Source organism: Pseudonocardia sp. NPDC049635 (assembly GCF_040659795.1).
GTDB lineage: Bacteria > Actinomycetota > Actinomycetes > Mycobacteriales > Pseudonocardiaceae > Pseudonocardia.
The window spans coordinates 82,102-103,866 of sequence record NZ_JBFAON010000013.1 but is presented as its reverse complement, the minus strand read 5'-3'; the positions used below and the strand labels follow the sequence as shown (position 1 = coordinate 103,866).

Genomic DNA, 21,765 nt, shown 5'->3' with positions numbered 1-21,765 from the left:
CCGCCGGTCGACGCCGGGCTGCTGCGGGTCGCCGGGGAGACGGCCGCCGCGGGGTGAGCGGCCGGGAGTGCTGCCGGGGAGCGCGGTCGGCGACGTGGGTCGTCGAGGTCGTCGTCCACCATCTGGACATGACCGTGGATCTGCCGGGGGCGCCCGAGCCGCCGGCCAGCGGGCTGGGGGTCGCCCGCGAGACCGTCACCCGGCTCGTGGACCCGCCGGACGCGCTCGACGGTTGGGACGACGACCGTGCCCTGGTGCTCGCCGCGAGCGGGCGGGAGAGCGGTCTCGTCCCGGTCCTCGGCTGAGCGGGGGTCCGGCCGGAAAACGGCGCGAAAGTCCGGTGGTGCAAGGCTTATCGTGGGCCGATGAGCAGCACGCCCGGGGGCACCGAGATCCGTACCGTCGCCGAGCTCGAGAAGATCACCGGGCAACCGGGGGCGCCGTCGCTGGCGAAGGAACGTGACCACCTTCTCGACGTGCACCGCGAGTGGTTGGCGGTGTCGCGGTTCCTGCTGCTGGCGACCGCGGGGGCGGACGGCACCTGCGACGTCTCCCCCAAGGGTGACCCGGCGGGTTTCGTGCACGTCGTCGACGACCGGACGGTCGCCGTCCCGGAACGCCCGGGGAACGGCCGGGTCGACGGCTGGCGCAACGTCCTGCAGAATCCGCACGTCGGGCTGATCTTCCTGATCCCTGGGCGCAACGACACGCTGCGGATCAACGGCCGGGCCCGCCTGGTCCGTGACGCCGACTACTTCGACTCCATGGCGGTGCGGGGACGGCGGCCCTTGCTGGCCTGCGAGGTGGCCGTCGACCAGGTGTTCTTCCACTGCCCCAAGGCGTTCCTGCGCTCGGAGCTGTGGGGCGGTGAGCGTCCGCCCGGCGCGGACCGGCTGCCCTCGGTCGCGGCGATCGCGAAGCAGCTCTCCCGTCCGGACGAGCCGCTGGAGCAGATCGAGGAGTACTACGGCCCGTCCTACGCTGAGCGGCTCTACTGAGCTCGGGCGACGACACCGCCCACCGGCCGGGCCACGATGGTCACATGAGTCCGGACGGGATGCGGGGCAGCACCGCGGCAGCGGTACTGGCCGCCCGACTGCGGCCGCCGGGTGCCGGGCGCCGCCCGTTGTTCGCCGGGCTCGACGGCCGCAGCGGCGCCGGGAAGTCGACGCTGGCGCAGGCGCTCACCCAGGACGTCGGTCCGGCAGGCGACGGTCCCGGGCAGGTGACCGTGATCGAGGGCGACGAGTTCTACGGCGGTGGCAGCGCTGAGGTCTGGGACCGCAGGTCGGCCGCCGAGAAGGTGGACCGGGTGATCGACTGGCGTCGGCAACGCGACGTCCTGGAGCGACTACGCCGGCACGGTGTCGCCGAGTGGCACGGTTTCGACTGGGACTCCGAGGACTGGGACAGCGAGATCATCCCGCTCGTGGCGGCGCCGACGGTCGTGCGGGCGGCACCGGTGGTCGTGCTCGAAGGCGTCTACAGCTGCCGGCCGGAGCTGCACGACCTGCTCGACCTGCGGGTGCTGCTGGAGGTTCCGCGCCACGTCCGCCGTCGGCGGCTCCTCGATCGCGACGGTGACGAGTACCGCGCCGACTGGGACGCGCGCTGGTCGGCAGCCGAGGACCACTACTTCGGCACCGTGATGCCGCCCGAACGCTTCGATCTCGTGCTCGGCGGGGCGGGCCTGCACCTCGGTGTCGGCCACGAATCCGGCCGGGGCCCAGCGCCCGGGGCTCGCGCCCGAGGCGACAACCTCACCACGTGAGGGGTTCACCGCACGACGGTGGACGACGCCACCGGACCGCCGACGTGCGATGCGCCCGGACGCCCGGCCCATCACCGGCGGGCCACGGCGGCGGACCGACGCATCGCCGACGGATGAACGCACGCACGGCGGGCGGCGGACGTCCGGCCTCGGCGAGTCGCCCCCCCGGGAGCGGTCGTCCTCGTGCGGTGAATGGCCCGGTCAGGGCCCGAACGCGATGCAACCGCGAACGACGAAGGCCCAGGTCTCTGCGGGGCAACCCCGCTGACCTGGGCCTTCGGTATGCGAGCGGATGACGGGAATCGAACCCGCGTATTCAGCTTGGGAATCCGATGCACGTCGCTGGATCCACGCTCTGACCTGCAGGTCGTCACGGTCGTGAGTGTCCGCCAGTGACCGTCGCGGACCCTGCCGTATCGCACGTTCGTCGCACGCGGGCGCGCCTCATAGCTGGTGACGACCGCTTCGTCCCGAAGCAACCGGCGCGGTCGACCTGCGTCGAGGGATCGGCAGGCTAGTGCGATGAGGATGTCCATCGATGTCCGCTGGGGTCCCAGGCCTCACGGGTAATCGTCACTCAGTTCGTCACGCACCTGCGAGGGAGGGAGGTCACCGGTATGCTCCCGCCGCTGCAGCAACCAGTGCGGTCACGCCTTGAGGAAGTTGACGATCTCGGCGGTGACAGCTGGCGGAGCGCCCAACGCCTCACGCGGCCCGTGTAACCGGTCGAGCACCGCGTGGTGGAAGCACCGGCCCTGAACGAATGTGGCTGCGACGCCGACGTCGAGGTCACGACGAAGGACACCTGCTTCTACATAGCTTCGCAACGCCGCCGCCAGTGCACGGGTGAAGTCCTCCGGTCCTCCAGGCGCTCGACTCAGCATGTCCCGGAAGCCGGAGCTGAGCTGCTCGTCGGCCAGCACCGTGACGGCCACAGCAGCCATCCGCTTCTCGTGCTCGTAGATCTGGTCGATGAGCGTCGAGAGCGAATCCTCCTGCGCGCCGTCCTCGGACGGCAGCGCCGCTGTCATTGGCATGTCGCGCGGGACACTCTCCAGGATCACAGCGAGGATGAGCTCCTCGCGGCCCTTGAAGTGGCGATACAGGGCACCGGCCGACAGCCCGGCCTCCTTGGCGACGGCGTCCACCCTGACCCGGGCAACCCCTCGCTCATCCATGAGCTTTCGCGTCGCCGCGAGCACACGGCTACGTGTGTCCGGATTGCCACTGCTATCGTCGCGAGTGAACATTCACTCACACCACCTCACTGGACGTCGTACGACAGCAAGTATGAATCCGGAGGCACCGCCGACCATGAGCACCACAGTCGCCACCGATCGCCACCCCGTCTCGACCGCCACCCTCCGTGGTGCGGGTGTCTGCGCCATCGTCACCACGATCGTCTACCTGATCGCCGGGATCCTGCACGGAACCCTCACCGCCGGAGGCGACCAGTCGAGCTCGGAGACCGTGTTCGAGCACGTCAACGCCACTCCGGCATGGGGCCCGGTCAATATCGTGATGCTGCTCGCCACCATCGGGTGGCTGGCAGTGTTCGTAGCCATCAACGACCTACCCGGCGGGGGCGACCGCACGGCCTGGTTGGGACGGCTGTCCACGCTCGCCCTTGCCTTTGGGATCGCGGCAGCGACCCTTCTCTACCTCGCCGATGCGATCGCGATCCCTCAGCTCGCCCAGCAGTGGGCACAGGCAGCACCGGTCGAGCAGGCGCAGATCGTCGCGACCGGCGACACCGTGCAGAACGCGCTGCGGATCCCGCTGTTCCATACGCTTCCGATGTTTGTTCTCGGCCTCCCCTTCGCTCTGCTCGGTCTCGCCCACGTCAAGGCCCCCTCCAGCGAGCTCCCGACCTGGACGGCTTGGCTCGCGCTCATCGGTGGCGCAGCTGCCTTCCTGATGGGCCTCAGCTGGTCCTTGGGTACCGACTTCGTGCCCGAGACGATGCTCTGGGCAGTCGTCCAGCCGCTCATCTGGATCTGGGGTATCAGCACTGGAGTCTCCCTACTGCGGAGGGCCAGCAGCGCATGAAGGCCGTCCCCGCGTCACACACGCGAGCAGCGCGATCTCGCATCAGCCGGAGTCGCCACGAGGATCGGCCCGCTGGCGTGATGTGTTGCGCCGGAGCAGCTCACAGATGTCGCCGACAGATCGACACGATCTTCTGGGAGGCCAAGCAGGCTGCCTGATTACAGGCTGAGACGGTGCCGACCAGCGGGAACCTGCACGCGTCAGCCAGCGTCGTTCCTCGTTGTCGAGTGGTCTCCGACGGCCCCACGACGGCCCAGGAACACCCTCGCCAGCCCCGCTTCCCCATACGCCCCGGCTGCCGTTCGAGTGCCATCCCGTCGGCCTGGCGCAGCCCGACCGCGCGGTCGTTCGTGGGCAGCCCCTCGAGACACACCGGCGGCCGACGATGCGGAGCTGCTGCCCACGGGCGGCCGTGCGGTAGCCCTCTGGGAGGCCGACGGGATGGCACGGCCCACCATCCCGGAGGTCTGCCCGCCCGGCGAGGGCATGTACACCTCACCTGATCTTAGCAAACTCTTTGACCTCAACCTGAGTTGAGTTTCTAACGTATCGAACATGATCACACAGGAAGCCAGGAAACAGATCGCCAAGCACGTTGTTCCGGTTCCCGACTTCGGCCTACCTTCGCCCGCGGTTGACCTGTTCCGAGAGGCAACTGTTGTCGGCCTGGGCGCCACGGTCCGTCACGCCACTCACGCAGCGGCCGCAATGAGCAGTCTGATTGGAAGACTAATATCAGACTACGCGTTCGAAGCGATCGCAATCGAAGGTACCGACCCGCCTTACGACACTGGGTCCGCGCTTGATGGGTACGTCACTCACGGCAGGGGAGATCCGAAATCGATCATCCAGAGCAGTCAGGGGTTCTTACATAATCGCGAGTTTCTCGATTTCATACTGGCGTTGCGCGCCCATAACGAACACGGCTCTGGACCACTGGTTCGAATAGTGCATGGAGCTGAGAGGGGGCGCCCGGTGAACAGCCTAGTAGAGATCGAACAAGAACTTGCCAATCAAGTCTTATTCTGGCGACGGCGAACCGGACACAAGGTGATCCGATGGGGTGGCGCAGCCCACGTTATAGCTGCCGACCCCCGCGGCATCTCCGTCGGCAACGGTCTTGACGCGAACTTGCTTCATAGGAACGCCGGCGGTCACCTTCGCGCAGCACTGGGCGACAACTACGCATCTGTTGCCGTGACCGTGGGCGAAGTCGAGAGCGGATCTGACTACACCGCGATCCCCGCCGCTCCACCGTCGTTCTTCGAGTCGGCCCTGCAAACTAGCTCGGAGACAGTATGGCTGACGACTCGGGGGACTTCGCCTATCGCGGACTCCTGGATCGACTCCTCACTACGTATTCGGTGCGTCGGACCCACTTATGACCCAGCTCGCGATAGCAACTACTACACCACAGCGCCTAGAGTTCGCGGTTCAGTCGACGGGTTCCTGCATATCCGAAAGAGTGCATCGATGATGAGGCTGTTTTGAAAGATTGCGCTATTTAAACTAGCATGAGCAGCGTCGTCGGGAAAGTAGTGATAGGGGAGGATGCTGGCGCGGGCTGCGCCGGGACCGGCCGGAGGCCGCATGCCCGGCGCAGCCCAAGCTGCCGGCGCCGGAGGCGCCGCTTGAACTACCGAATGGAGAGTCTAGACACGGCGCGCTGCAGCTACACCCGGCTCGATCCGTTCGGAACGAGGCGGTCGGTGTAGCCCTGCTGGACGAGGTGGTCGAAGGCTGCCTGGACTGTTGTGGGTATGGGTTCGGGTGCTGCGTAGCCGCGGTCGGCGTAGACCTGGATGCGGTGGGTGTCGCCGACGAGCATGGTGATGACGCGGTGCGGGTCGCCGATGCTCTCGACGTATTCGTGCAGGCTGAGCGGGCTGGCGGCGGTAACGACCTCGACGTCGGCCCAGAGTTGGCGGCAGGTCGCCCGGGCTCGCCGCTGCTGGTAGGGCCGTGTGATCAGGGTGACCGCGTGCGGGCTGTGCCCGCCGGCGGCGAGCAGGTCCCGGGTGCGGGTGATGTTCTCGCCGGTGTTCGTGGCGGTGGGTTCGACGAGAACCACGTTGTCCGGGACGCCGAGGGCCAGGGCGTGGTCGCGGTAGTGGACGGCTTCGCCGCGGGGGAAGCGGTCGACGGTGGTGGGGGCGTTGGCGCCGGTGAACACGATCAGCGGGAACCGGCCGCGGTGGTAGAGCTCGGCGGTGGTGGTGGCCACGGACAGGTCGTGGCTGCCCAGGCCGATCCCGACGTCGGTGATGGTGTCGGTTCCATCGTCGAGGCGGTGGTAGTCCCACAGGGTGTGTACGGCCTCGGCGGTGGCGGGGTCGTCGAGGGCGTCTCGGTGGCGGGTCATCGGTGTCTCGGGGTCAGTCCGGGATGGTGAAGCTGTAGGTCCAGGCGAACCTGCTCGCCGCGTGCACTCCTCGGGCGAACTCCACGCAGCGCCCGTCTGCGGTGTAGGTGCAGCGTTCGAGGATCATGACCGGTTCGCCGGCCGGTAGTGCGAGGGTGTCGATCTCGTCGGGGGTCGGCATGCGTGAGTGGATGGTCTCGGTGATCCGGTCGGGTTCGAGTCCCTTGCGGGTCAGGGCGCCGAAGCCACCGCCGCCGGGCACCGGGCCCGGGGTGGGGTCGACGATCGGGGTGTCGGCGACGTCCTCGGGCCGGTAGTAGCTGGTGAGGCTGTGGGTGGGTTGGCCTGCGTCGGTGACCAGGCGGGCACGTTCGTAGACCTCGCTGCCCGGCTTGATCCCGAGCGCGGCGGCGGTGGCGTCGTCGGCCGGGACGGTGCGGACACTCTGGGTCTGGTCACCGGGCTTCCACGCCACCCCGGATGCCTCGCGGTCGGCGGCGAAGGCGACGACACCGGACTTCCACTTGTGCTTGGCATAGCGCTCGACGCCGAGCCGGCGCATCGGAGGTCGAGACCGTACGACGGTCCCCCGCCGGCGGATCGGGGTGACCAGACCTTCGGCTTCGAGGACTCCGACGGCCTTGCGTACGGTGTGGATGTTCACCCCGTGCGCCGCGGCGATGACGTCCTGCTTGGGCAGGGTCGCACCAGGTGCGTACTCCCCCGCCTCGATGGCGTCACGTAGCGCGTCGGCGACGTCTCGATAGCCGCTGGTCACTGACCGGGTCCTCCTCGTGCAGCACCTCGCCGGGTCCTCCGGCTACGGGTGTCAAGTTCAAGGCTATCCCTAAGCCCTCCCGACCCCGCAGGCCGGATACAGCTAGGTCTATTGACAGTGTCGCATGCTCGCGAGTTAATAGAGCTAGCTTAATCAGACATGGAGGGGCGACATGAGGGATCTTCCGGTGGTACTCGATGGCTACAAGCTCACGGTGGTGGAGCCACCTGCGCCCAAGACCCGTCAGGACGCGAACGGCGCTGAGGTGCCGGTGACCGATCGGGATGGGGTGATGCAGTTCGTGGTGTCGCTGTTCGCGAAGTTGCAGGTGGCGGCGGGTCAGCGGGCGCCGAAGGGTGAGGAGATCAAGGTGACCCTGACCGCGGACCCGGGTGAGGGCTTTCCGGAGGACGTGCGGGTGCAGTTGATCGACCCGAGGATCAACCCGTACTCGATCGACTCGCCGGATGGGCGGACGGTGTCGGGGATCGCGTTCAAGGCGGCCGGGCTCAAGCACGCCCACCCCGCACCCGCACCGGCGCGGCGGGGCAAGGACCACGACGGCGGTGACCAGTGACCGGGCGGCCGGACTGGTTGCCGTCCTCGACGGTGACGGTCAACGTGCACGTGTTCGAGACGACGAGCTTCCCGGTACGGGTCCACCCGCGTGAGGACCGGGTCACCGTGGATATGGAGGGCTCCGGCGGCTCGGTGACGCTCTACCTCGACCGGACCGACCTCCTCCGGCTCCGGGAGGTCCTGGACGCCACCGAGCGGGAGCTGACCGCCCGCCAGAACGACAACGAGAGCAACGAGGTCCGCGCAGTCAACGGGCCGGCCGCCTGACCCGGCGGCCCATTCAATTCCGCCGGACCGGGTTCCGGCACATCCGAGTAGTTCCGAGACGGGGACAGCTGTGTCTCCGATCAGAGGTGATCACCGGTGGTGTGTGGCGAATGCAGTGGTAGCCGCGCCTGCGATGTGTGTGACGGCTACGGCGACTCGATCGACGGGATCGAGTGCCAGGCGTGTGGCGGCTCCGGGATCTGCCCGGGCTGTTTCGGAGAAGGCGAGACCAGCGACTCGGCGTCGTCGGTCGGAATGGAGATGACGGCATGAACACGACCACGAACACCCGGCAGCGCAGCACCTCGGGTGTGGGCCGGTTGGTGCGCCGGTTGGAGATCGAACGCCGCCGCTGGGCCCGCACCGAGGCACCGGTGATCCCGACCGAGCAGGCGTGGCGGGCCGGTGTCGCCGAAGGCCTGCGCCTGGCACAGCTCACCATCCGCAAAGGCGTCTGACCGTCATGGCGTTCAGTCTCGGGGCCCGCGATCGGGTCACGACCCTGCCGAAGGTCAACCGGCGCGCGCTGCGCAAGTACGGCGAGTTCTGGCGGGCCCTACAGCTCGTCGGGGACGCCCTGACCGAGGCCGAGAAGCTCACCGCCAAGGCACGCGATGCCGAACGCCGCGGTGAACGCAAGTCCGCGAAGGGCGTCAGCGCGAAAGCCGGCGCCACCGCCCGACACGCCTGGTCGCGCGCGACCGGGGAGGAGATGAGCGCGGCAGCGAAGAAGGCCCACCGCTCCCTGCAGGTGATGTCGGCATCGGCGAAGCGCTGGGAAGCCGAGCTGGTCTCCCGCGAATGGAGAAAATGACATGTCGAAAGCCGTGGATCGCGTGGTGGAGGACATCGACGCCGCCATGCGGGAACTCAAACGCTCACTGCACGGGATTCCGTATCGGACCGGTGGGTTCAAGAACACTCACGACAATCTCGCCCGCGATGTCGCGCATCTGACGGTGCAGCTCGACTCGGCGCGCGGTGCGTTGCGCGAACAGAAATGACCCCACGTCGGGTGGTGGGGGCGTCCGCTGCACTGATTCTTGGCGGAAACACACAGCGGACGCCCCGTGCTACCCGACAACTCTGGTGAGGACTGGTAGCAATGACCAAGCATAGTTCAGCAACCCGCATCAACGGCCCCGCCCGCACCCGTGGCGGGCGTGCCACCCGACCTCCGGGGCGGGAGTTCCAGGCCCTGGCCTGGCTGGCCCGGCATCCCGGGTTCGTCGCCGTCCCCCTGGTCGTCCTGGGGCTGGCGTTGATGCTCGGCCCGCTCGCCACGGTGATCGGGCTCGGCGCCCTGGCCGCCTCGGTCGCGGTGTGGGGGCGTGTGCATCCGGCGAGTTTCGACCGGTTCGCCGCTCCTGCTCTGCGCGCGACGTGGCGGCGGTGGACGGTCTACCGCGGCCACCGCTGGACACAGCTCATGACCGACACCGGACTGACCCGCGAGCATCGGCACACCGGTGACCAGCTCGTCCCGCGCATCCTGCGGGTGCGCTCGTCGTCGTCCTCGATCGACACCGTCTACGTGCGGATGGTCCGCGGCCAGGACGTCGCCTACTGGCAAGAGCGCTCCTCGATCCTGTGGGAGGCACTGATCGCCCACCGGGTCGCGATCACCCGCCACCGGCCCGGGGTCGTGGCGATCGTGATCGAGTGGGAGCTTCCGTTCACCCGCACCATCCCCGCACCCGACATCCCCGAGCAGGCCGAGGATGTCGACCTGGGGGCGGTCGAGATCGGCGACAACGAACGCGGCGAACCCTTCACCGCCCCCGTCATCGGCGGACACCGCCTCGTCGCCGGCGCCTCCGGAGCAGGCAAGGGCTCCATCCTGTGGTCGATCCTGCGCGGGGTCGGACCCTGCATCCGCGACGGCATCGTCCGCGTCTGGATGGTCGACCTCAAGGGCGGGGTGGAGACCGAACAGGGCGCCCCGCTGTTCCACCGCTACGCCACCACCATGCCTCGAGCGTTGGAGCTGTTGACCGAGTTCCGCGACGCGATGCGGGACCGGCAGGACGACATGCGCGACCAGAACATCCGCACCTGCACACCCTCCACGGGAACCCCGGTGGAGCTGCTGGTCATCGACGAGATGGCCATGCTCACCGCCTACGGCGACCGGTCGAGCGTGCGGGATGCGTTGCGGCTCCTCGCAGAGGTGATGACCCAGGGCCGGGCGTCGCTGTTCACCGTCCACGGCTACCTACAGGAACCGTCCAAGGACGTGGTGGACGTGCGGGAGCTGTTCACCCAGCGGATCTGCCTGGGCGTCACCGCCGCGAGCCACGTCGACATGGTCCTGGGCGAGGGCGCACGGGAGCGGGGAGCGCTGGCCGATGAGATCCCCGGGGACGCTCGGCATGCCGGGATCGGGTTCGTGATCGACAAGGGCTCACGGCTCCCGGTCCGCTTCCGGGCGGCCTACGTGTCCGACGACGACATCACCGAACTCGTCGAACGCTGCACGCCGCCGCCGGCAGCTGAGGTGATCGACCTCCACGACGACACCGACGACATCGACGGCACCGGCGGCGGCGATGACGTCGACGGCACCGATCGGGGGGCGGCCTGATGGGCTCCACCACCGGATGGGTGCTCCGCACCTGGGCCAAGTTCACCCTGCTGTTCACGCTCATCGTCGGCGGTGCGTGGCTGTCCCTGGGCACCGGCTCGGGCTGGTTCTGGGTCATCACCGCTGGTGCGCTGGTCGCCGAGTGGTACGTGATCCGCCAGCTCGCCCGCGAATGGTCCTGGGAAGCCCGCGCCACCTGGTGGTGGTCAGCATGACCAGCCACACCAGCACCGTGCAGGGCGCGCTGTTCGGCGACCCGGCCGTCGTCGAGCCCAGCGACCGGGGGCCGGTGGCGACGCAGGACCCGCGCGAGGTCGCCCGGGTCGTCGCCCTCGCCCAGGACCCGGGGTTGTTCGTGGTCGAGCGCTCGGGGCTGGTGCTGCGGGCCGATCCTGTCCGCCCGGGCTGCGCGGACGCGGTGGCTCGGCATGACGGGGACACCGTGGTCCAGCTCCTCGACACCGGACACCTCCGGCTCGGCGGCACCCACCACGTCCACCACACATGTGAGGAAGGGCCGGCCCGCTCGGTGCTGGTCCCGAAGGCGACGCGCGACATGGTCTCCCGCTGGACCCACCTGCGACCGATCCCGCAGCCGACACCGGCACCGGCAGGGAGGCGACCAGCGCAGCGCTCGACCGGATTGATCGGCGTCGACGTCGTCGCACCCGGCAAAGCCCTGGTCTGCCTGGGCGACACGGGGCAGGGCGGCACCGTGCTGCGCGACGAGGGCCGGTATCGGGTCGAGAACGACCACGGTGTCCTCGTCGGCCACGCCAGCTCGTATCGGGCCGCGGCGCGACTGCTGGCCCGCTACCACGGTTACACCCCGGGCCCGGTCGAGATCGACCACGAACACCGCACCCACCGCCGGTGACCTGCGCTCGACCCCGCCGAAGTGAGACCAGCTCCCGGCGGGGCCGATGCCGCCTCCTACAGCCTCGAACCGTCCCCGGGAGGGATGCCGTGAACACGGCTGCCACAACCACCCAGCACGATCAGCACGACGCGGACCTGTCGCACCTGCTGCGCTCGGACGGCTTCCAGACCTGGCGCCGCGAGGTCACCGCCATCGGCGGCTGCGCCGCACCCATCCACCTCACCGGATCATCCCGCGTCTACGACCGCGCCACCGGCACCGTCATCACCGAACGCGACGGCGACATCCTCGCCCCCTGCGGCAACCGCAGAGCCTCGGTGTGTCCGGCCTGCTCGGACCGCTACGCCTCCGACGCCTACCACCTCCTCCGCGCAGGGATGGCCGGCGGAAAGGGCGTCCCCGACACAGCGGCCGCCCATCCGCGGCTGTTCGTCACCCTCACCGCACCCTCGTTCGGGCCGGTGCACTCCCGCCGGGTCACCGCCCGCGGCCTGGTCGTCCCGTGCCGATGCGGGGACAAGCACCACCGCGACGACCCCCGCATCGGCGGCGCCCTCGACCCCGACACCCACGACTACACCGGCGCCATCCTGTGGCAGGCCCACGCCGGCAAGCTGTGGAACCGCTTCGCCATCCGGTTGCGCCGCATCCTCGCGCAGATGCTCGGGGTCAAGGTGCGGGAGTTCCGCGACCACGCGCGGCTGTCCTACGCCAAGGTCGCCGAATACCAACGCCGCGGCCTGGTCCATTTTCACGCCGTCGTGCGCCTGGACGGCCCCGACGGGCCCACCACCACGCCACCGGCCGGAATCACCGCCGACGGGCTCAACGCCGCGATCCGCGAGGCGGCCCGGGACGTGTCCCTCATCGTCGATCGCCCGGACGGGACTCCGCTGCTGCTCGCCTGGGGCACCCAGGTCGACATCCGCCCGATCACCTCCACCACGGCGGCCGCGCTCGAGAACGACGACGGCGAGATCACCGACTCCGCACTTGCCGCCTACGTGGCGAAGTACGCGACCAAGGGCACCGGGAAGTCCGAGGCGACAGATCGGCCGATCCGCGACATCGCCCACCTGCGCCACCTCGACTTGACCGGGCACCACCGGCGCCTGATCGAAACGGCGTGGGAGCTCGGCGGCCGGGAGGAGTACGCGGAGCTGAACCTGCGCCGCTGGGCGCACATGCTCGGCTTCCGCGGCCACTTCCTCACCAAATCCCGCGCGTACTCCACCACCTTCGGGGCCATCCGCGGGGACCGACGCGCCTACCGGCTCGGCGAGACCCTGGCCGCGCTCGACACCCCCACCGAGGTCGGGGCCGTCCTGGTGGTCAACGACTGGGCCGTCGTCCAGATCGGGCACCGCAACGACGCCGAACGAGAGATCGCCCTCGGCATCGCCGAACGACGACGCGAACAACGTACGAGCAGGAAGGAGGCCCGCCATGGCTGACCCGACCGGTGCGCAGTACCTGACCGTCCCGCAGGCGGCCGAGCACCTGAACACTTCGGTGCGCTTCGTCCGCCGGCTGATCGCCGAACGCCGTATCGCGTTCTTCCGGGTCGGTCGACACGTGCGCTTCGCCGTCGCCGATCTCGATGCCTTCGTCGAGGCCGGGCGGGTCGAGCCGGTGACCGCCGCGAGCGTCTGGCGTGACCTCGACGGGGTGGCCTGATGGCGAACAAGCGGGGCCACCGCCGGTTCGGGCACGTCCGCAAGCTGCCGTCTGGTCGCTACCAGGCGAGCTACCTCGGCCCGGACGGCCAGCGGCGGACCGCGCCGACCACGTTCGCCCGAAAGACCGATGCCGACGTCTACCTGTCCCGGATTGAGGCGACGATCAGTCAAGGCGAGTGGACCGACCCGTCCCGGGCCAAGGTCCGCCTCGTCGACTACGCCGAACGCTGGATCGAGCAGCGCGCGGGACTCCGGCCCCGCACCGTCGAGCTGTACCGATGGCTGCTGGCCCGGCACGTCGTACCCGGCCTCGGTGGGGTTGCGCTCGGTGAGTTGACCACGGCGCTCGTTCGGCAGTGGCGGGCCGACCTCCTTGCCTCCGGGGTGTCCCAGACGATGGCGGCCAAGGCGTACCGGCTGCTCCGGGCGGTGCTGAACACCGCCGTCGACGAGGATCGCATCCTCGCTCGGAATCCGTGCCGGGTGCGTGGCGCCGACCAGGAGAACCCGGCGGAACGTCCGGTGCTGACGCTGCCACAGGTGTTCGAGCTAGCCGACGCGATGCGCTACCGACGACTGCGGATGCTGATCATCGTGACCTCGTTCGCGACGCTGCGGTGGGGCGAGGCGACCGCTCTCCGACGGCAGGACGTCGCCCACGACGGGAGCTGGGTGCGGGTCAATCGCACACACAGAGGTCGTCGGTCGGGGGATCGTCGTCGGGCCGCCGAAGTCCCGCGCCGGGGTCCGGACTATCAGCATCCCGGCGGCGGTGCGGCCGGAGCTGGTCGAGCACCTGCACGAGTACGTCGGCCCGGCCCCTGAGGCGCTGCTGTTCACCGGGCCGAAGGGCGGGGCCCTGCGCCGGGCGCACTTCAACAACCTGGTCCGCTGGGTCGAGACGGTGCGCAAGCTCGGTGCACCCGGCCTGCACTTCCACGACCTGCGCCACACCGGCAACCTGTGGGCGGCGCAGACCGGCGCCAGCACCAGGGACCTCATGTCGCGGATGGGCCACGACGACATGCGAGCGGCGCTGATCTACCAGCGGGCGACCAGCGCGGCGGACCGCCGGATCGCCGACGGGCTGAGCGGCCTGGTCGACGACCACCGCCGCGGGCCTGCCCGACCGCACGGCGACGCGCACGATCCGCCGGGCGCTGGATGAGACACCCGAATCGCACGGGGGTAGCACGCGGGACCGTTCCCCGCGAACGACGAAGGCCCAGGTCCCTGCGAGACAACCCGCTGACCTGGGCCTTCGGTATGCGAGCGGATGACGGGAATCGAACCCGCGTATTCAGCTTGGGAAGCTGATGTTCTACCATTGAACTACATCCGCACCGTGTGCGATCACCTTAGCACCAGTCGTCGACGACCTGTCACGGGCCACCAGGCCCCGGTCGCCGCAGGAACCGACCACCCGGCGCGATCATCTCGACCCCCACCGTGGCCGTCGCGCAGACTCCGGACAACGGTCCGCACTCCGGCCGGAAGGGGTCACGATGGGCATGTTCGAACCGCTGACGTCCGGGCCGGATATTGCGGAGCACGAGCACGACATCCTGCTGATCGCCGGCAGCCGGCCGGAGGTGGCGCGGCTCGCCCCGGTGGCATCGGCCATCGCATCCGCGGACCGGATCCGCGGGATCACCGTCGCGACCGGTTCGGACCCGATGGTGGTGCACGAGACCTTCGAGGCACTCGGCGTCGCGACCGACATCACGATCCTGCTGCCGGTCGACGTCGGTCTCGGCGTGGCGGACGTCGCGGCGGCCCTGATGACCAGGCTCGACCAGCTGATGGTCGACCAGGATCCCTCGGCGGTCCTGGTGCACGGCGGGGGGCTGGCCGCGTCGGTCGCGGCGTCGGTGGCGTTCTGGCGGCGGATCCCGGTGGTCCACATGCAGGCCGGGATGGGCACCGACGACCTGCTGTGCCCGTTCCCGCAGGAGGCACACCGGCGGGTGATCGGCCAGCTGGCGTCGCTGTTCCTGACGACCAGCGGATCCGCGCTCGGCAGCCCCCTCGGCCCGAACGTGCTCACCATCGGGGACACGGTCAACTCGCTGCCCGGCCCGGCCGACCGCAACTGCCGCGACGCGCTGGAACGCACGCACTCCCAGCACCGCAGGCTGGTGCTGGTCGACCTGGAACGGTCGGCGTCGCTCCCGGTCCTCGGTGGTCTCGCCGACCTGCTGGAGCGGTACCCGAGGATCGAGGTCCTGGTGACCGGCGCGCTCGCGACCGGGGAGCCGGCGTTGTCGCTGGCCGCGCATCCACGGGTCACCGTCGTGCCCCGGCTGGACCTGCCCGACGAGCTGGCCGTGCTGGCCGCCGCGACCGTCGTCGTCACCGACGACCAGGACCTGGTGGTCGACGCCCCCGGCCTGGGAACGCTCGCCGTGCTGGTCGACGGCCCGAACGTGCCGCAGCCCGGCGACTCGATCCGCAGCATCGCCGCCCACGACGCCGCGGCGGCCGTCGCCCAGATGATGGACGGGGACCATGGTCGTCGTCCCGAACCGTCCGACGGCCTGGAGGCCGCCCGCGCCGAGCAGGCGGTGGCCTGGATGTTCGGTCTCTGCCGCTCGCCGCAGCTGGAGCCGGTGGTGCCGTCGCAGGCTCGACCGGAGCCCGAGGTGGAGGCGGCGGGTACGGAGGAGCCGTCCGAGGCCTGAGCCTGGATCGCTAGGGTGTCCCGGTGCTGCTCTCCGACGGTGACCTGCGCAAGGAGATCGAGTCCGGACGGTTGGTGCTCGATCCGTGGGACGTCGAGATGCTCCAGCCGTCGAGTATCGACGTGCGGCTGGACCGCTACTTCCGGGTGTTCCAGAACTCGCGTTACACCCATATCGATCCGGCCGAGCAGCAGGACGAGCTGACCACCCCGGTGGAGACACCGGACGGTGAGACGTTCGTGCTGCACCCCGGTGAGTTCGTGCTCGGCTCGACGTTCGAGCGGGTCGGCCTGCCCGACGACCTCGCCGGGCGCCTGGAGGGCAAGAGCTCGCTGGGCCGCCTCGGCCTGCTCACCCACTCCACGGCCGGGTTCATCGACCCGGGTTTCACCGGTCACATCACCCTCGAGCTGTCGAACGTCGCGAACCTGCCGATCACCCTCTGGCCGGGCATGAAGATCGGCCAGTTGTGCCTGTTCCGGTTGTCCAGCCCGGCCGAGCGGCCCTACGGCAGCGAGGGCGTCGGTTCCCGCTACCAGGGCCAGCGGGGCCCGACGCCGTCCCGGGCGTTCCGGAACTTCCACCGCACCGACACCCGCCGTCTCTGACACCGCGCCTCGTCGTTCCGCGGTACGGCGGCCCCGCGTCGCTACCCTGGTCGCGATGGACGCCGAGCGCAGCTCCCCGGAGAACGGGTCGCCCGACCCGTGGGCGACCGGGCGCCGCCGCCCCGGCAGGCCCGACCGTGGCCGTCGGGCCGGTGACGGCGCGGCCGCGGATCCGCGCGGCTCCGGCGTGCACGGTTCCGGCGCCTACGGAGCCAAGAAGCACGACCCCGGGAAGCGCGAGTCCGGGGGGCGCGCGTCAGCGGAACCCGGCTCGGCGGTGGTGCCCGTCCCCCGCCCCGCGCGGGAGGCCCCCGGTGACTCCGGCACGTCCGGCGCCGACCGCAGGAGCGGTGCTCGGCCCGGCCCGGGCGGCAGCCCCGGCGCCGGCCGGGACCCGTGGGCGCACTGGCGCGCACTGCGTCCGCGCACCCTCCGCGGGGCGAGCGCGCTCGGCCTGGTCGGCGCCGCCGTCCTGCTGCTGCCCTTCCTCGACGATCCGGACCGCTGGTGGGTTCCGGTCGGGCTCGGGTTCGGCACCCTGCTGCTGCTCACCCTGTTCCGGCTCGACCGGCTCCTCAACGGCTGGGCGCCGCACGTCGCGGGCGTCGTGCTCGTCGGGGCGCTGCTGCAGGCCACCTCCCGCAACCCGTGGGCGTGGGGGCTCGCACTGGGTGCCGGGGTGGTCGTCGCCGGGCTGCTGCTGCTCCCCCGCTGGAAGGTCCTGGCGGTCGGCGGGGTGCTCCTGGTCGTCTCCGGGGCCGGCTACACGTTCCGGTCCGCCGAGATCCGCGACGACCAGGCCCGGATCGACGCGCAGGCCGGTGCCCAGATGCGCGCGGCGCTCGGCGTGGACCGTCCGCAGCTCGCCCTCGTCGCGCTCGACACCGGCGTCACCGACGGCAACCCGGCCCGGGTCTGCCGGCTGGCCCAGGACCCGGCGATCGAGCAGCTCCGGCTCGCCACCGGGGCCGCGACCTGCGAGGACGCGGTCGCCGTCCTGCATGCGCGGGTCCCCGCGGACGCTACGGTCACGACGCCGGACCGGCAGTCCGACCCGGCCGTCGCCCCCGGCGGCAGCACCACCGTCGACGGCTGTGCCACCGCGTGGGGTGCGGCAGCCGGGCCGCAGCTGGGCCGGGTGGTGCTCACCCGCACGGCCGCGGCGACGCCGACCTTCCAGGTCTCGTCCTTCACGTCCTGCTGAGCCCGACCGGCACCGGAAGATCACCGTGCCGGTGCACCGGACCGCGATCTGCGCGGCCCGGCGCACCCGGACGGCGGTCAGCTCTCGTTCGTGCGCTCCCGCGCGGCCTGCTCGGGCGACGAGCCGTTGCTCGACGCGCCGTTCGACCCCGGCTCGGGGGACGCGGTCCCGGTGCTCTCGGCACCGTCGGAGCCGGCCGGGACCTCCGGCCCGGCGGTCGCCTCAGTCGCCTCAGCAACCGCCTCGGGGGCCGGGTCACCGCGGCGGACGGCCGCGAGCAGCATCTGCGAGACGTCCTGGACCTTGACGGCTTCACCGGCGGTCTGGTTGACGCCGTCGGTCATCATCGTCCGGCAGAACGGGCAGCCCACGGCGAGCGTCCCGGAGGGCTCGGTCCCGCCCCCGGCCTTGGTGAGGGTCTCGGCGGCTTCCTCGGCGCGGGTGAAGTTGATGCGCTTGCCGATCCGCTCCTCCATCCACATCCGGGCACCCCCGGCGCCGCAGCACATCGACCGGTCGCCGTGGCGCGGCATCTCGGTCAGTGTCGTCGACCCGGCGGCGCCGGTGGCGTTGATCAGATCGCGGGGCTCGGAGTAGACCTCGTTGTGCCGGCCGAGGTAGCAGGGGTCGTGGTAGGTGACCGGGCCGGTCTCCTCGCCGGCAGGCGCCGAGACCGGGATCAGCTTCTTCTCCCGCACCAGCTTGTTCAGCAGCTGGGTGTGGTGCAGGACCTCGTAGTGCCCGTCGAGCTGCGGGTACTCCCGGCCGAGGGTGTTGAGGCAGTGCGGGCAGGTGGTGACGATCTTGCGGGTGCCGGGCTCGCGGCCGTCGAAGACGGTGTTGAGGACCTCGACGTTCTGCTGGGCCAGCATCTGGAACACGAACTCGTTGCCCGACCGGCGCGCCGGGTCACCGGTGCAGGTCTCCCCCGAGCCGAGCACCGCGAAGTTGACCCCGGCGCGGTGCAGCAGCTCCGCGGTGGCCTGGATGGTCTTCTTCTGGCCGTCGTCGAACGCGCCGGCGCAGCCGATCCAGAACAGATACTCGGTCTCGGCGTCCAGCTCGCCCTCGACGACGGGCACCTCGAAGTCGAGGCCCTTGGTCCACTCCAGGCGGTCCTTCGGGTTCTGCCCCCAGGGGTTGCCCTTGTTCTCCAGGTTCTTGAACAGGCTGTTGAGCTCGGTCGGGAACTCCGACTCGATCATGACCTGGTAGCGGCGCATGTCGACGATGTGGTCGACGTGCTCGATGTCGACCGGGCACTGCTCGACGCACGCCCCGCAGGTGGTGCACGACCACAGGACCTCGGGGTCGATGACCCCCAGCACGTCCTCGCCGCCGATCAACGGCCGCTCCGCCTCCTTGCGTGCCGCCTCGGGGATCGCGGCCAGGCGGGTCTCGGCGTCGTCACCGGTGATGCCGATCTCGTCGCCGGCCATGTCCTTGCGGCCACCGGCCAGCAGGTAGGGCGCTTTGGCGTAGGCGTTGTCGCGCAGCGCGTTGACCAGCAGCTTGGGCGAGAGCGGCTTCTCGGTGTTCCAGGCCGGGCACTGGGACTGGCAGCGACCGCACTCGGTGCAGGTGGTGAAGTCGAGCAGGCCCTTCCAGGTGAAGTCCTCGACCTTGCCGGCCCCGAACACGTCCTTGTCCGGGTCGGCCTCCTCGAAGTCCAGCGGCTTGCCGTCCGACATCATCGGCTTGACCGCGCCGAGTGCCTTGCGCCCGGAGTCCTCGCGCTTGAAGTAGATGTTCGGGAACGCGGTGAACCGGTGCCAGGCCACGCCCATCGTGGGGGTGAGCGCGATCACGATCAGCCAGATCGTCGCCGAGAGGACCTTCACCGCCGCGAACACCGAGACCAGCGTCTCCGAGGGCGGCAGGATCGCTGCGAGCGCGGTGGACACCGGAGCCGACCAGGTCGGCACGTCGAACGCGCCGAGCGAGATCTTGGCGCCGCGCACGATCAGGATGCCCAGGCCCTCGAGGAACACGATGCCCTCGACGAAATAGGCCCGGCCCATGTTCGAGCCGTAGAACCGCGACATCCGGCCCTCGCGGGCCGGGTTGTGCAGCTGACGGATCACGATCAGCGCGCCGATGCCGACCACGGTGGCGACGCCGAGGATCTCGACGAACAGCGAGTAGACCGACCAGGTGCCGATCAGCGGCAGGTGGAACGTCGGGTTCCAGACCTCCACGAACGCCTCGACCAGCGCCAGGAACAGTCCACCGAAGCCGACCATCACCATCCAGTGCAGGACGCCGATGTGGCTCCACTTGAGCATCCTGGTGTGACCCAGGGTCTCGGTGAGCATGGTCAGGAAGCGCGGGCCGAACGGGCCGATCCGGTCCGGGGCCGGCTGACCGAGCCGGATGATCGAGACCATCTTCGCGACCGTGCGGGCGACCAGGACGACCGCCACGACCGCCGACAGCACCGTGATGGTGCCGAGCGTGTACTGCACCCAGGTCATGCGGAGCAACCTCCCTTGAGAGCACCCGGCCAGAAGGCTGTACGGGGCCGTACCGGCCTGAGACGTGGGGCGCTGGGCGCGCTGTCATCGCGGCGGAACGGGACTGGAACGATGTGTCGGAGACCGAGGTGGCCCTGAGGGCCGGACGGTCGTGGGCACGGCTCAGCGTGCCGCCTGGACCGGGCGGGCCTCTCCATCGCGGTGCCTCCTCGGACGTCGCCGTCGCGTTGATGTGGTGGGACGCGACGGCGGTCGGGCGAAGGGTAGTGCGCGCGGGCGCGGGACGCCCTGCACCACCGGGGGACGGGTCACACGTTGTTACCGAACAGTAGCCACCCCTGACCATGTCATCTCCGGCCGTCCCGCCCCAATCGACGGGCCCGGGGTGAGGTGCGAGTCACGTCCGGAATGTGGGGATCCGTTCCGCCGACCGTGTTTGATCCACTGCGGTGCGTGGCGTTCACACCGGGCGTACGGACCACTCCTCTACTATCACCGTCGGGTCTCGTGGTCTACTCGCCTGCGGGAGCGACCGGACAAGCGGATGCCGCAAGGAGGAGCTGTGAAGACCTCGTTCGAGGCGATCCAGCTGGTGCTCGCCCAGGGTGAGCTCACGACCGTGAACCTCCGCGACTGGATCACGAACAACATCGTGCCGCTGATCCTGCTCGCGATCGCCGTCATCCTGCTGTGGATAGGTGGCCGCGGGGATAACGCCGGTGTCGCGCGCCGCAGCATCGGGCTGCTGGTCGGCCTCGTCGCGCTGGGCATCGCTGTGACCGGCAGCGGTCCGGCCGTGGGCCAGGCGCTGGCCAACCTGCTCGTCTCCACGGGCTGAGCCGGGCCGATCCGTGCTCGTTCGTACCGACGACGAGGTCTACCGCGTCGATGCGGTCTGGCTCGGCCCGCCCCGGGCGACCTTTCCCTGGCGCGCCCGTTACGTCAGCTACGGCGTCGGGCTCCTCGTGATGATGTTGATCATGATGATCCAGCGACGGCTCGGGATCGGGCTGGACTTCTTCTCGGTGGCGTGGGCACTGGTCGGCACCGTCGCGGTCACCCGGTTCCTCGGCAAGAAGATCGACTACGAGCGCCCGCTGGGACAGGTGCTCGCCCACTTCTGGGCCGAGGTGACCGGCCCCCGGGCGGAGCGGCGGGCGAGCGGGGGGCCGGTCCGTGCCCGGCACGTCCGGATCCAGAGCTCGCGCGCCCAGCCGGCCGCGGCGCTGCGTGCCGGCACGGCGAGACCGCGGCCGTGGAAGGTACCGTCCCGGCTCGGGGCCGTCCCCGCTCCGCGCCCGGCGGCCGCCGGTGCGGTTCCCGGCGCCACGGACGGTCGGCTCGGTGCGCCGGTTCCCGCGACGGACGCGTCGGTGGCGGAACGCGTGGTCAGCGGACCCGGTGTCGTCGAGGGTGGCGGTCCTGCCGACCGGGACCCCGCCGGCCGGGACACCGGTCATGACTCCGCCGACCGCGCCGCCGACCGTGACCCTGACCACGCTCCTGACCAGGCCTCTGACCGTGACCCCGACCGCGACGCCGCCGACCGGATCGTCATCAGCGGCGGCTCCGGGGTGCCCGATCCGGACCCCGGTCCGGTCCGGCCGCGCCGCGTGGTCCCACCGCTCCCCGAGCCGGTGAGCGCGCCGAAGCGGGGTCGCTTCCGCGCGGCGCGTGGCCGGGTCGGCAAGCGCGGCCGCGGGGCGGCAGCCCCGGCCCGCACCCGTCAGCCCGACCCCTGGCGCAACGGTGGCCACCGTGGCCGCACCTGAGCGGACCTCGCGCCGGGCGCGCAGGCGTGGCCGTGCCCGGGCCGGCGAGGGTGGCTCGGCCTACACGCCGTCGATAG

At 70.4% G+C, this 21,765-nt stretch carries 26 protein-coding genes and 1 tRNA gene; 22 read left to right on the top strand and 5 right to left on the bottom strand.

The window, feature by feature from the left end:
• Positions 1 to 128: 128 nt before the first annotated feature.
• Genes AB0J24_RS17320 through AB0J24_RS17310 form a run of 3 tightly spaced genes read left to right on the top strand, consistent with a single transcriptional unit; the run spans position 129 to position 1,771 of the window.
• Complete coding sequence (locus AB0J24_RS17320; RefSeq protein ID WP_358682294.1) at positions 129 to 305, top strand: hypothetical protein; 177 nt, start codon at positions 129 to 131, stop codon at positions 303 to 305.
• Positions 306 to 365: 60 nt separating this feature from the next.
• Positions 366 to 998: a pyridoxamine 5'-phosphate oxidase family protein gene (locus AB0J24_RS17315; RefSeq protein ID WP_358682291.1), complete on the top strand. Its 633-nt coding sequence runs from the start codon at positions 366 to 368 to the stop codon at positions 996 to 998.
• Positions 999 to 1,042: 44 nt separating this feature from the next.
• A complete protein-coding gene (locus AB0J24_RS17310) occupies positions 1,043 to 1,771 on the top strand; it encodes a hypothetical protein (RefSeq protein WP_358682288.1) in 729 nt (242 codons plus the stop codon).
• A gap of 647 nt (positions 1,772 to 2,418) precedes the next feature.
• Here AB0J24_RS17310 and AB0J24_RS17305 read toward each other — a convergent pair.
• Positions 2,419 to 3,021: a helix-turn-helix domain-containing protein gene (locus AB0J24_RS17305; RefSeq protein ID WP_358682285.1), complete on the bottom strand. Its 603-nt coding sequence runs from the start codon at positions 3,019 to 3,021 to the stop codon at positions 2,419 to 2,421.
• Between the two features lie 64 nt (positions 3,022 to 3,085).
• Between AB0J24_RS17305 and AB0J24_RS17300 the strand changes: the two genes are divergently transcribed.
• Both AB0J24_RS17300 and AB0J24_RS17295 read left to right on the top strand, forming a co-directional pair.
• Positions 3,086 to 3,820: a hypothetical protein gene (locus tag AB0J24_RS17300; RefSeq protein WP_358682282.1), complete on the top strand. Its 735-nt coding sequence runs from the start codon at positions 3,086 to 3,088 to the stop codon at positions 3,818 to 3,820.
• Between the two features lie 555 nt (positions 3,821 to 4,375).
• Complete coding sequence (locus tag AB0J24_RS17295; RefSeq protein WP_358682279.1) at positions 4,376 to 5,311, top strand: erythromycin esterase family protein; 936 nt, start codon at positions 4,376 to 4,378, stop codon at positions 5,309 to 5,311.
• A gap of 181 nt (positions 5,312 to 5,492) precedes the next feature.
• Here the strand turns inward: AB0J24_RS17295 and AB0J24_RS17290 are convergent, their stop codons facing one another.
• Together AB0J24_RS17290 and AB0J24_RS17285 are read right to left on the bottom strand one after the other, a co-directional pair.
• A complete protein-coding gene (locus AB0J24_RS17290) occupies positions 5,493 to 6,182 on the bottom strand; it encodes a YdcF family protein (RefSeq protein ID WP_358682276.1) in 690 nt (229 codons plus the stop codon).
• Positions 6,183 to 6,195: 13 nt separating this feature from the next.
• The gene (locus AB0J24_RS17285) at positions 6,196 to 6,960 is read right to left on the bottom strand and encodes a GntR family transcriptional regulator (RefSeq protein ID WP_358682273.1); all 765 of its coding nucleotides are present in this window, start codon (positions 6,958 to 6,960) and stop codon (positions 6,196 to 6,198) included.
• 172 nt (positions 6,961 to 7,132) lie between these two features.
• Here AB0J24_RS17285 and AB0J24_RS17280 point away from each other — a divergent pair, with 172 nt between their 5' ends.
• From AB0J24_RS17280 to AB0J24_RS17225, 12 genes are all read left to right on the top strand, one after another.
• Positions 7,133 to 7,537: a hypothetical protein gene (locus tag AB0J24_RS17280; RefSeq protein WP_358682270.1), complete on the top strand. Its 405-nt coding sequence runs from the start codon at positions 7,133 to 7,135 to the stop codon at positions 7,535 to 7,537.
• Entirely contained in the window at positions 7,534 to 7,806 is a 273-nt protein-coding gene (locus AB0J24_RS17275) for a hypothetical protein (protein WP_358682267.1), read from the top strand. Before AB0J24_RS17280 ends, AB0J24_RS17275 begins: the two co-directional genes overlap by 4 nt.
• Positions 7,807 to 8,075: 269 nt before the next feature.
• Positions 8,076 to 8,264, top strand: coding sequence for a hypothetical protein (locus AB0J24_RS17270; RefSeq protein WP_358682264.1), 189 nt, complete (start codon positions 8,076 to 8,078; stop codon positions 8,262 to 8,264).
• Positions 8,265 to 8,269: 5 nt separating this feature from the next.
• Positions 8,270 to 8,620: a hypothetical protein gene (locus AB0J24_RS17265; RefSeq protein ID WP_358682261.1), complete on the top strand. Its 351-nt coding sequence runs from the start codon at positions 8,270 to 8,272 to the stop codon at positions 8,618 to 8,620.
• Between the two features lies 1 nt (position 8,621).
• Complete coding sequence (locus tag AB0J24_RS17260) at positions 8,622 to 8,810, top strand: hypothetical protein (RefSeq protein ID WP_358675485.1); 189 nt, start codon at positions 8,622 to 8,624, stop codon at positions 8,808 to 8,810.
• 101 nt (positions 8,811 to 8,911) lie between these two features.
• Positions 8,912 to 10,390, top strand: coding sequence for an FtsK/SpoIIIE domain-containing protein (locus AB0J24_RS17255; protein ID WP_358682258.1), 1,479 nt, complete (start codon positions 8,912 to 8,914; stop codon positions 10,388 to 10,390).
• Entirely contained in the window at positions 10,390 to 10,605 is a 216-nt protein-coding gene (locus AB0J24_RS17250) for a hypothetical protein (protein ID WP_358682255.1), read from the top strand. Before AB0J24_RS17255 ends, AB0J24_RS17250 begins: the two co-directional genes overlap by 1 nt.
• Positions 10,602 to 11,267, top strand: a complete 666-nt coding sequence (locus tag AB0J24_RS17245) for a hypothetical protein (protein ID WP_358682252.1) — start codon at positions 10,602 to 10,604, stop codon at positions 11,265 to 11,267. Before AB0J24_RS17250 ends, AB0J24_RS17245 begins: the two co-directional genes overlap by 4 nt.
• Before the next feature lie 89 nt (positions 11,268 to 11,356).
• Positions 11,357 to 12,724, top strand: a complete 1,368-nt coding sequence (locus AB0J24_RS17240) for a replication initiator (protein WP_358682249.1) — start codon at positions 11,357 to 11,359, stop codon at positions 12,722 to 12,724.
• Positions 12,717 to 12,947 (top strand): helix-turn-helix domain-containing protein, encoded by a 231-nt coding sequence (locus AB0J24_RS17235; RefSeq protein ID WP_358682247.1) that lies wholly within the window; start codon positions 12,717 to 12,719, stop codon positions 12,945 to 12,947. The genes AB0J24_RS17240 and AB0J24_RS17235 overlap by 8 nt, the downstream gene beginning before the upstream one ends.
• Complete coding sequence (locus AB0J24_RS17230; protein ID WP_358682244.1) at positions 12,947 to 13,774, top strand: hypothetical protein; 828 nt, start codon at positions 12,947 to 12,949, stop codon at positions 13,772 to 13,774. Before AB0J24_RS17235 ends, AB0J24_RS17230 begins: the two co-directional genes overlap by 1 nt.
• Positions 13,722 to 14,117 (top strand): tyrosine-type recombinase/integrase, encoded by a 396-nt coding sequence (locus AB0J24_RS17225; RefSeq protein WP_358682241.1) that lies wholly within the window; start codon positions 13,722 to 13,724, stop codon positions 14,115 to 14,117. The genes AB0J24_RS17230 and AB0J24_RS17225 overlap by 53 nt, the downstream gene beginning before the upstream one ends.
• Before the next feature lie 103 nt (positions 14,118 to 14,220).
• On the opposite strand, the gene AB0J24_RS17220 is transcribed toward AB0J24_RS17225, so the two are convergent.
• Positions 14,221 to 14,291, bottom strand: a tRNA-Gly gene (locus tag AB0J24_RS17220).
• Between the two features lie 163 nt (positions 14,292 to 14,454).
• Between AB0J24_RS17220 and AB0J24_RS17215 the strand changes: the two genes are divergently transcribed.
• Genes AB0J24_RS17215 through AB0J24_RS17205 form a run of 3 tightly spaced genes read left to right on the top strand, consistent with a single transcriptional unit; the run spans position 14,455 to position 17,442 of the window.
• On the top strand, positions 14,455 to 15,630 hold the full coding sequence (locus tag AB0J24_RS17215) for a UDP-N-acetylglucosamine 2-epimerase (protein WP_358682239.1): 1,176 nt from the start codon (positions 14,455 to 14,457) through the stop codon (positions 15,628 to 15,630).
• A 23-nt stretch (positions 15,631 to 15,653) separates the two neighbouring features.
• Entirely contained in the window at positions 15,654 to 16,238 is a 585-nt protein-coding gene (gene dcd / locus AB0J24_RS17210; protein WP_358682237.1) for a dCTP deaminase, read from the top strand.
• A gap of 55 nt (positions 16,239 to 16,293) precedes the next feature.
• Positions 16,294 to 17,442, top strand: coding sequence for a hypothetical protein (locus tag AB0J24_RS17205; protein ID WP_358682234.1), 1,149 nt, complete (start codon positions 16,294 to 16,296; stop codon positions 17,440 to 17,442).
• A 77-nt stretch (positions 17,443 to 17,519) separates the two neighbouring features.
• Here the strand turns inward: AB0J24_RS17205 and AB0J24_RS17200 are convergent, their stop codons facing one another.
• Entirely contained in the window at positions 17,520 to 19,916 is a 2,397-nt protein-coding gene (locus tag AB0J24_RS17200; protein WP_358682231.1) for a (Fe-S)-binding protein, read from the bottom strand.
• 562 nt (positions 19,917 to 20,478) lie between these two features.
• Here AB0J24_RS17200 and AB0J24_RS17195 point away from each other — a divergent pair.
• Both AB0J24_RS17195 and AB0J24_RS17190 read left to right on the top strand, forming a co-directional pair.
• Positions 20,479 to 20,754 carry a hypothetical protein gene (locus tag AB0J24_RS17195; protein ID WP_358682228.1) on the top strand — a complete coding sequence of 92 codons (276 nt, stop codon included), beginning with the start codon at positions 20,479 to 20,481 and terminating at the stop codon, positions 20,752 to 20,754.
• Between the two features lie 13 nt (positions 20,755 to 20,767).
• The gene (locus AB0J24_RS17190; protein WP_358682225.1) at positions 20,768 to 21,688 is read left to right on the top strand and encodes a hypothetical protein; all 921 of its coding nucleotides are present in this window, start codon (positions 20,768 to 20,770) and stop codon (positions 21,686 to 21,688) included.
• Positions 21,689 to 21,765: the final 77 nt, after the last annotated feature.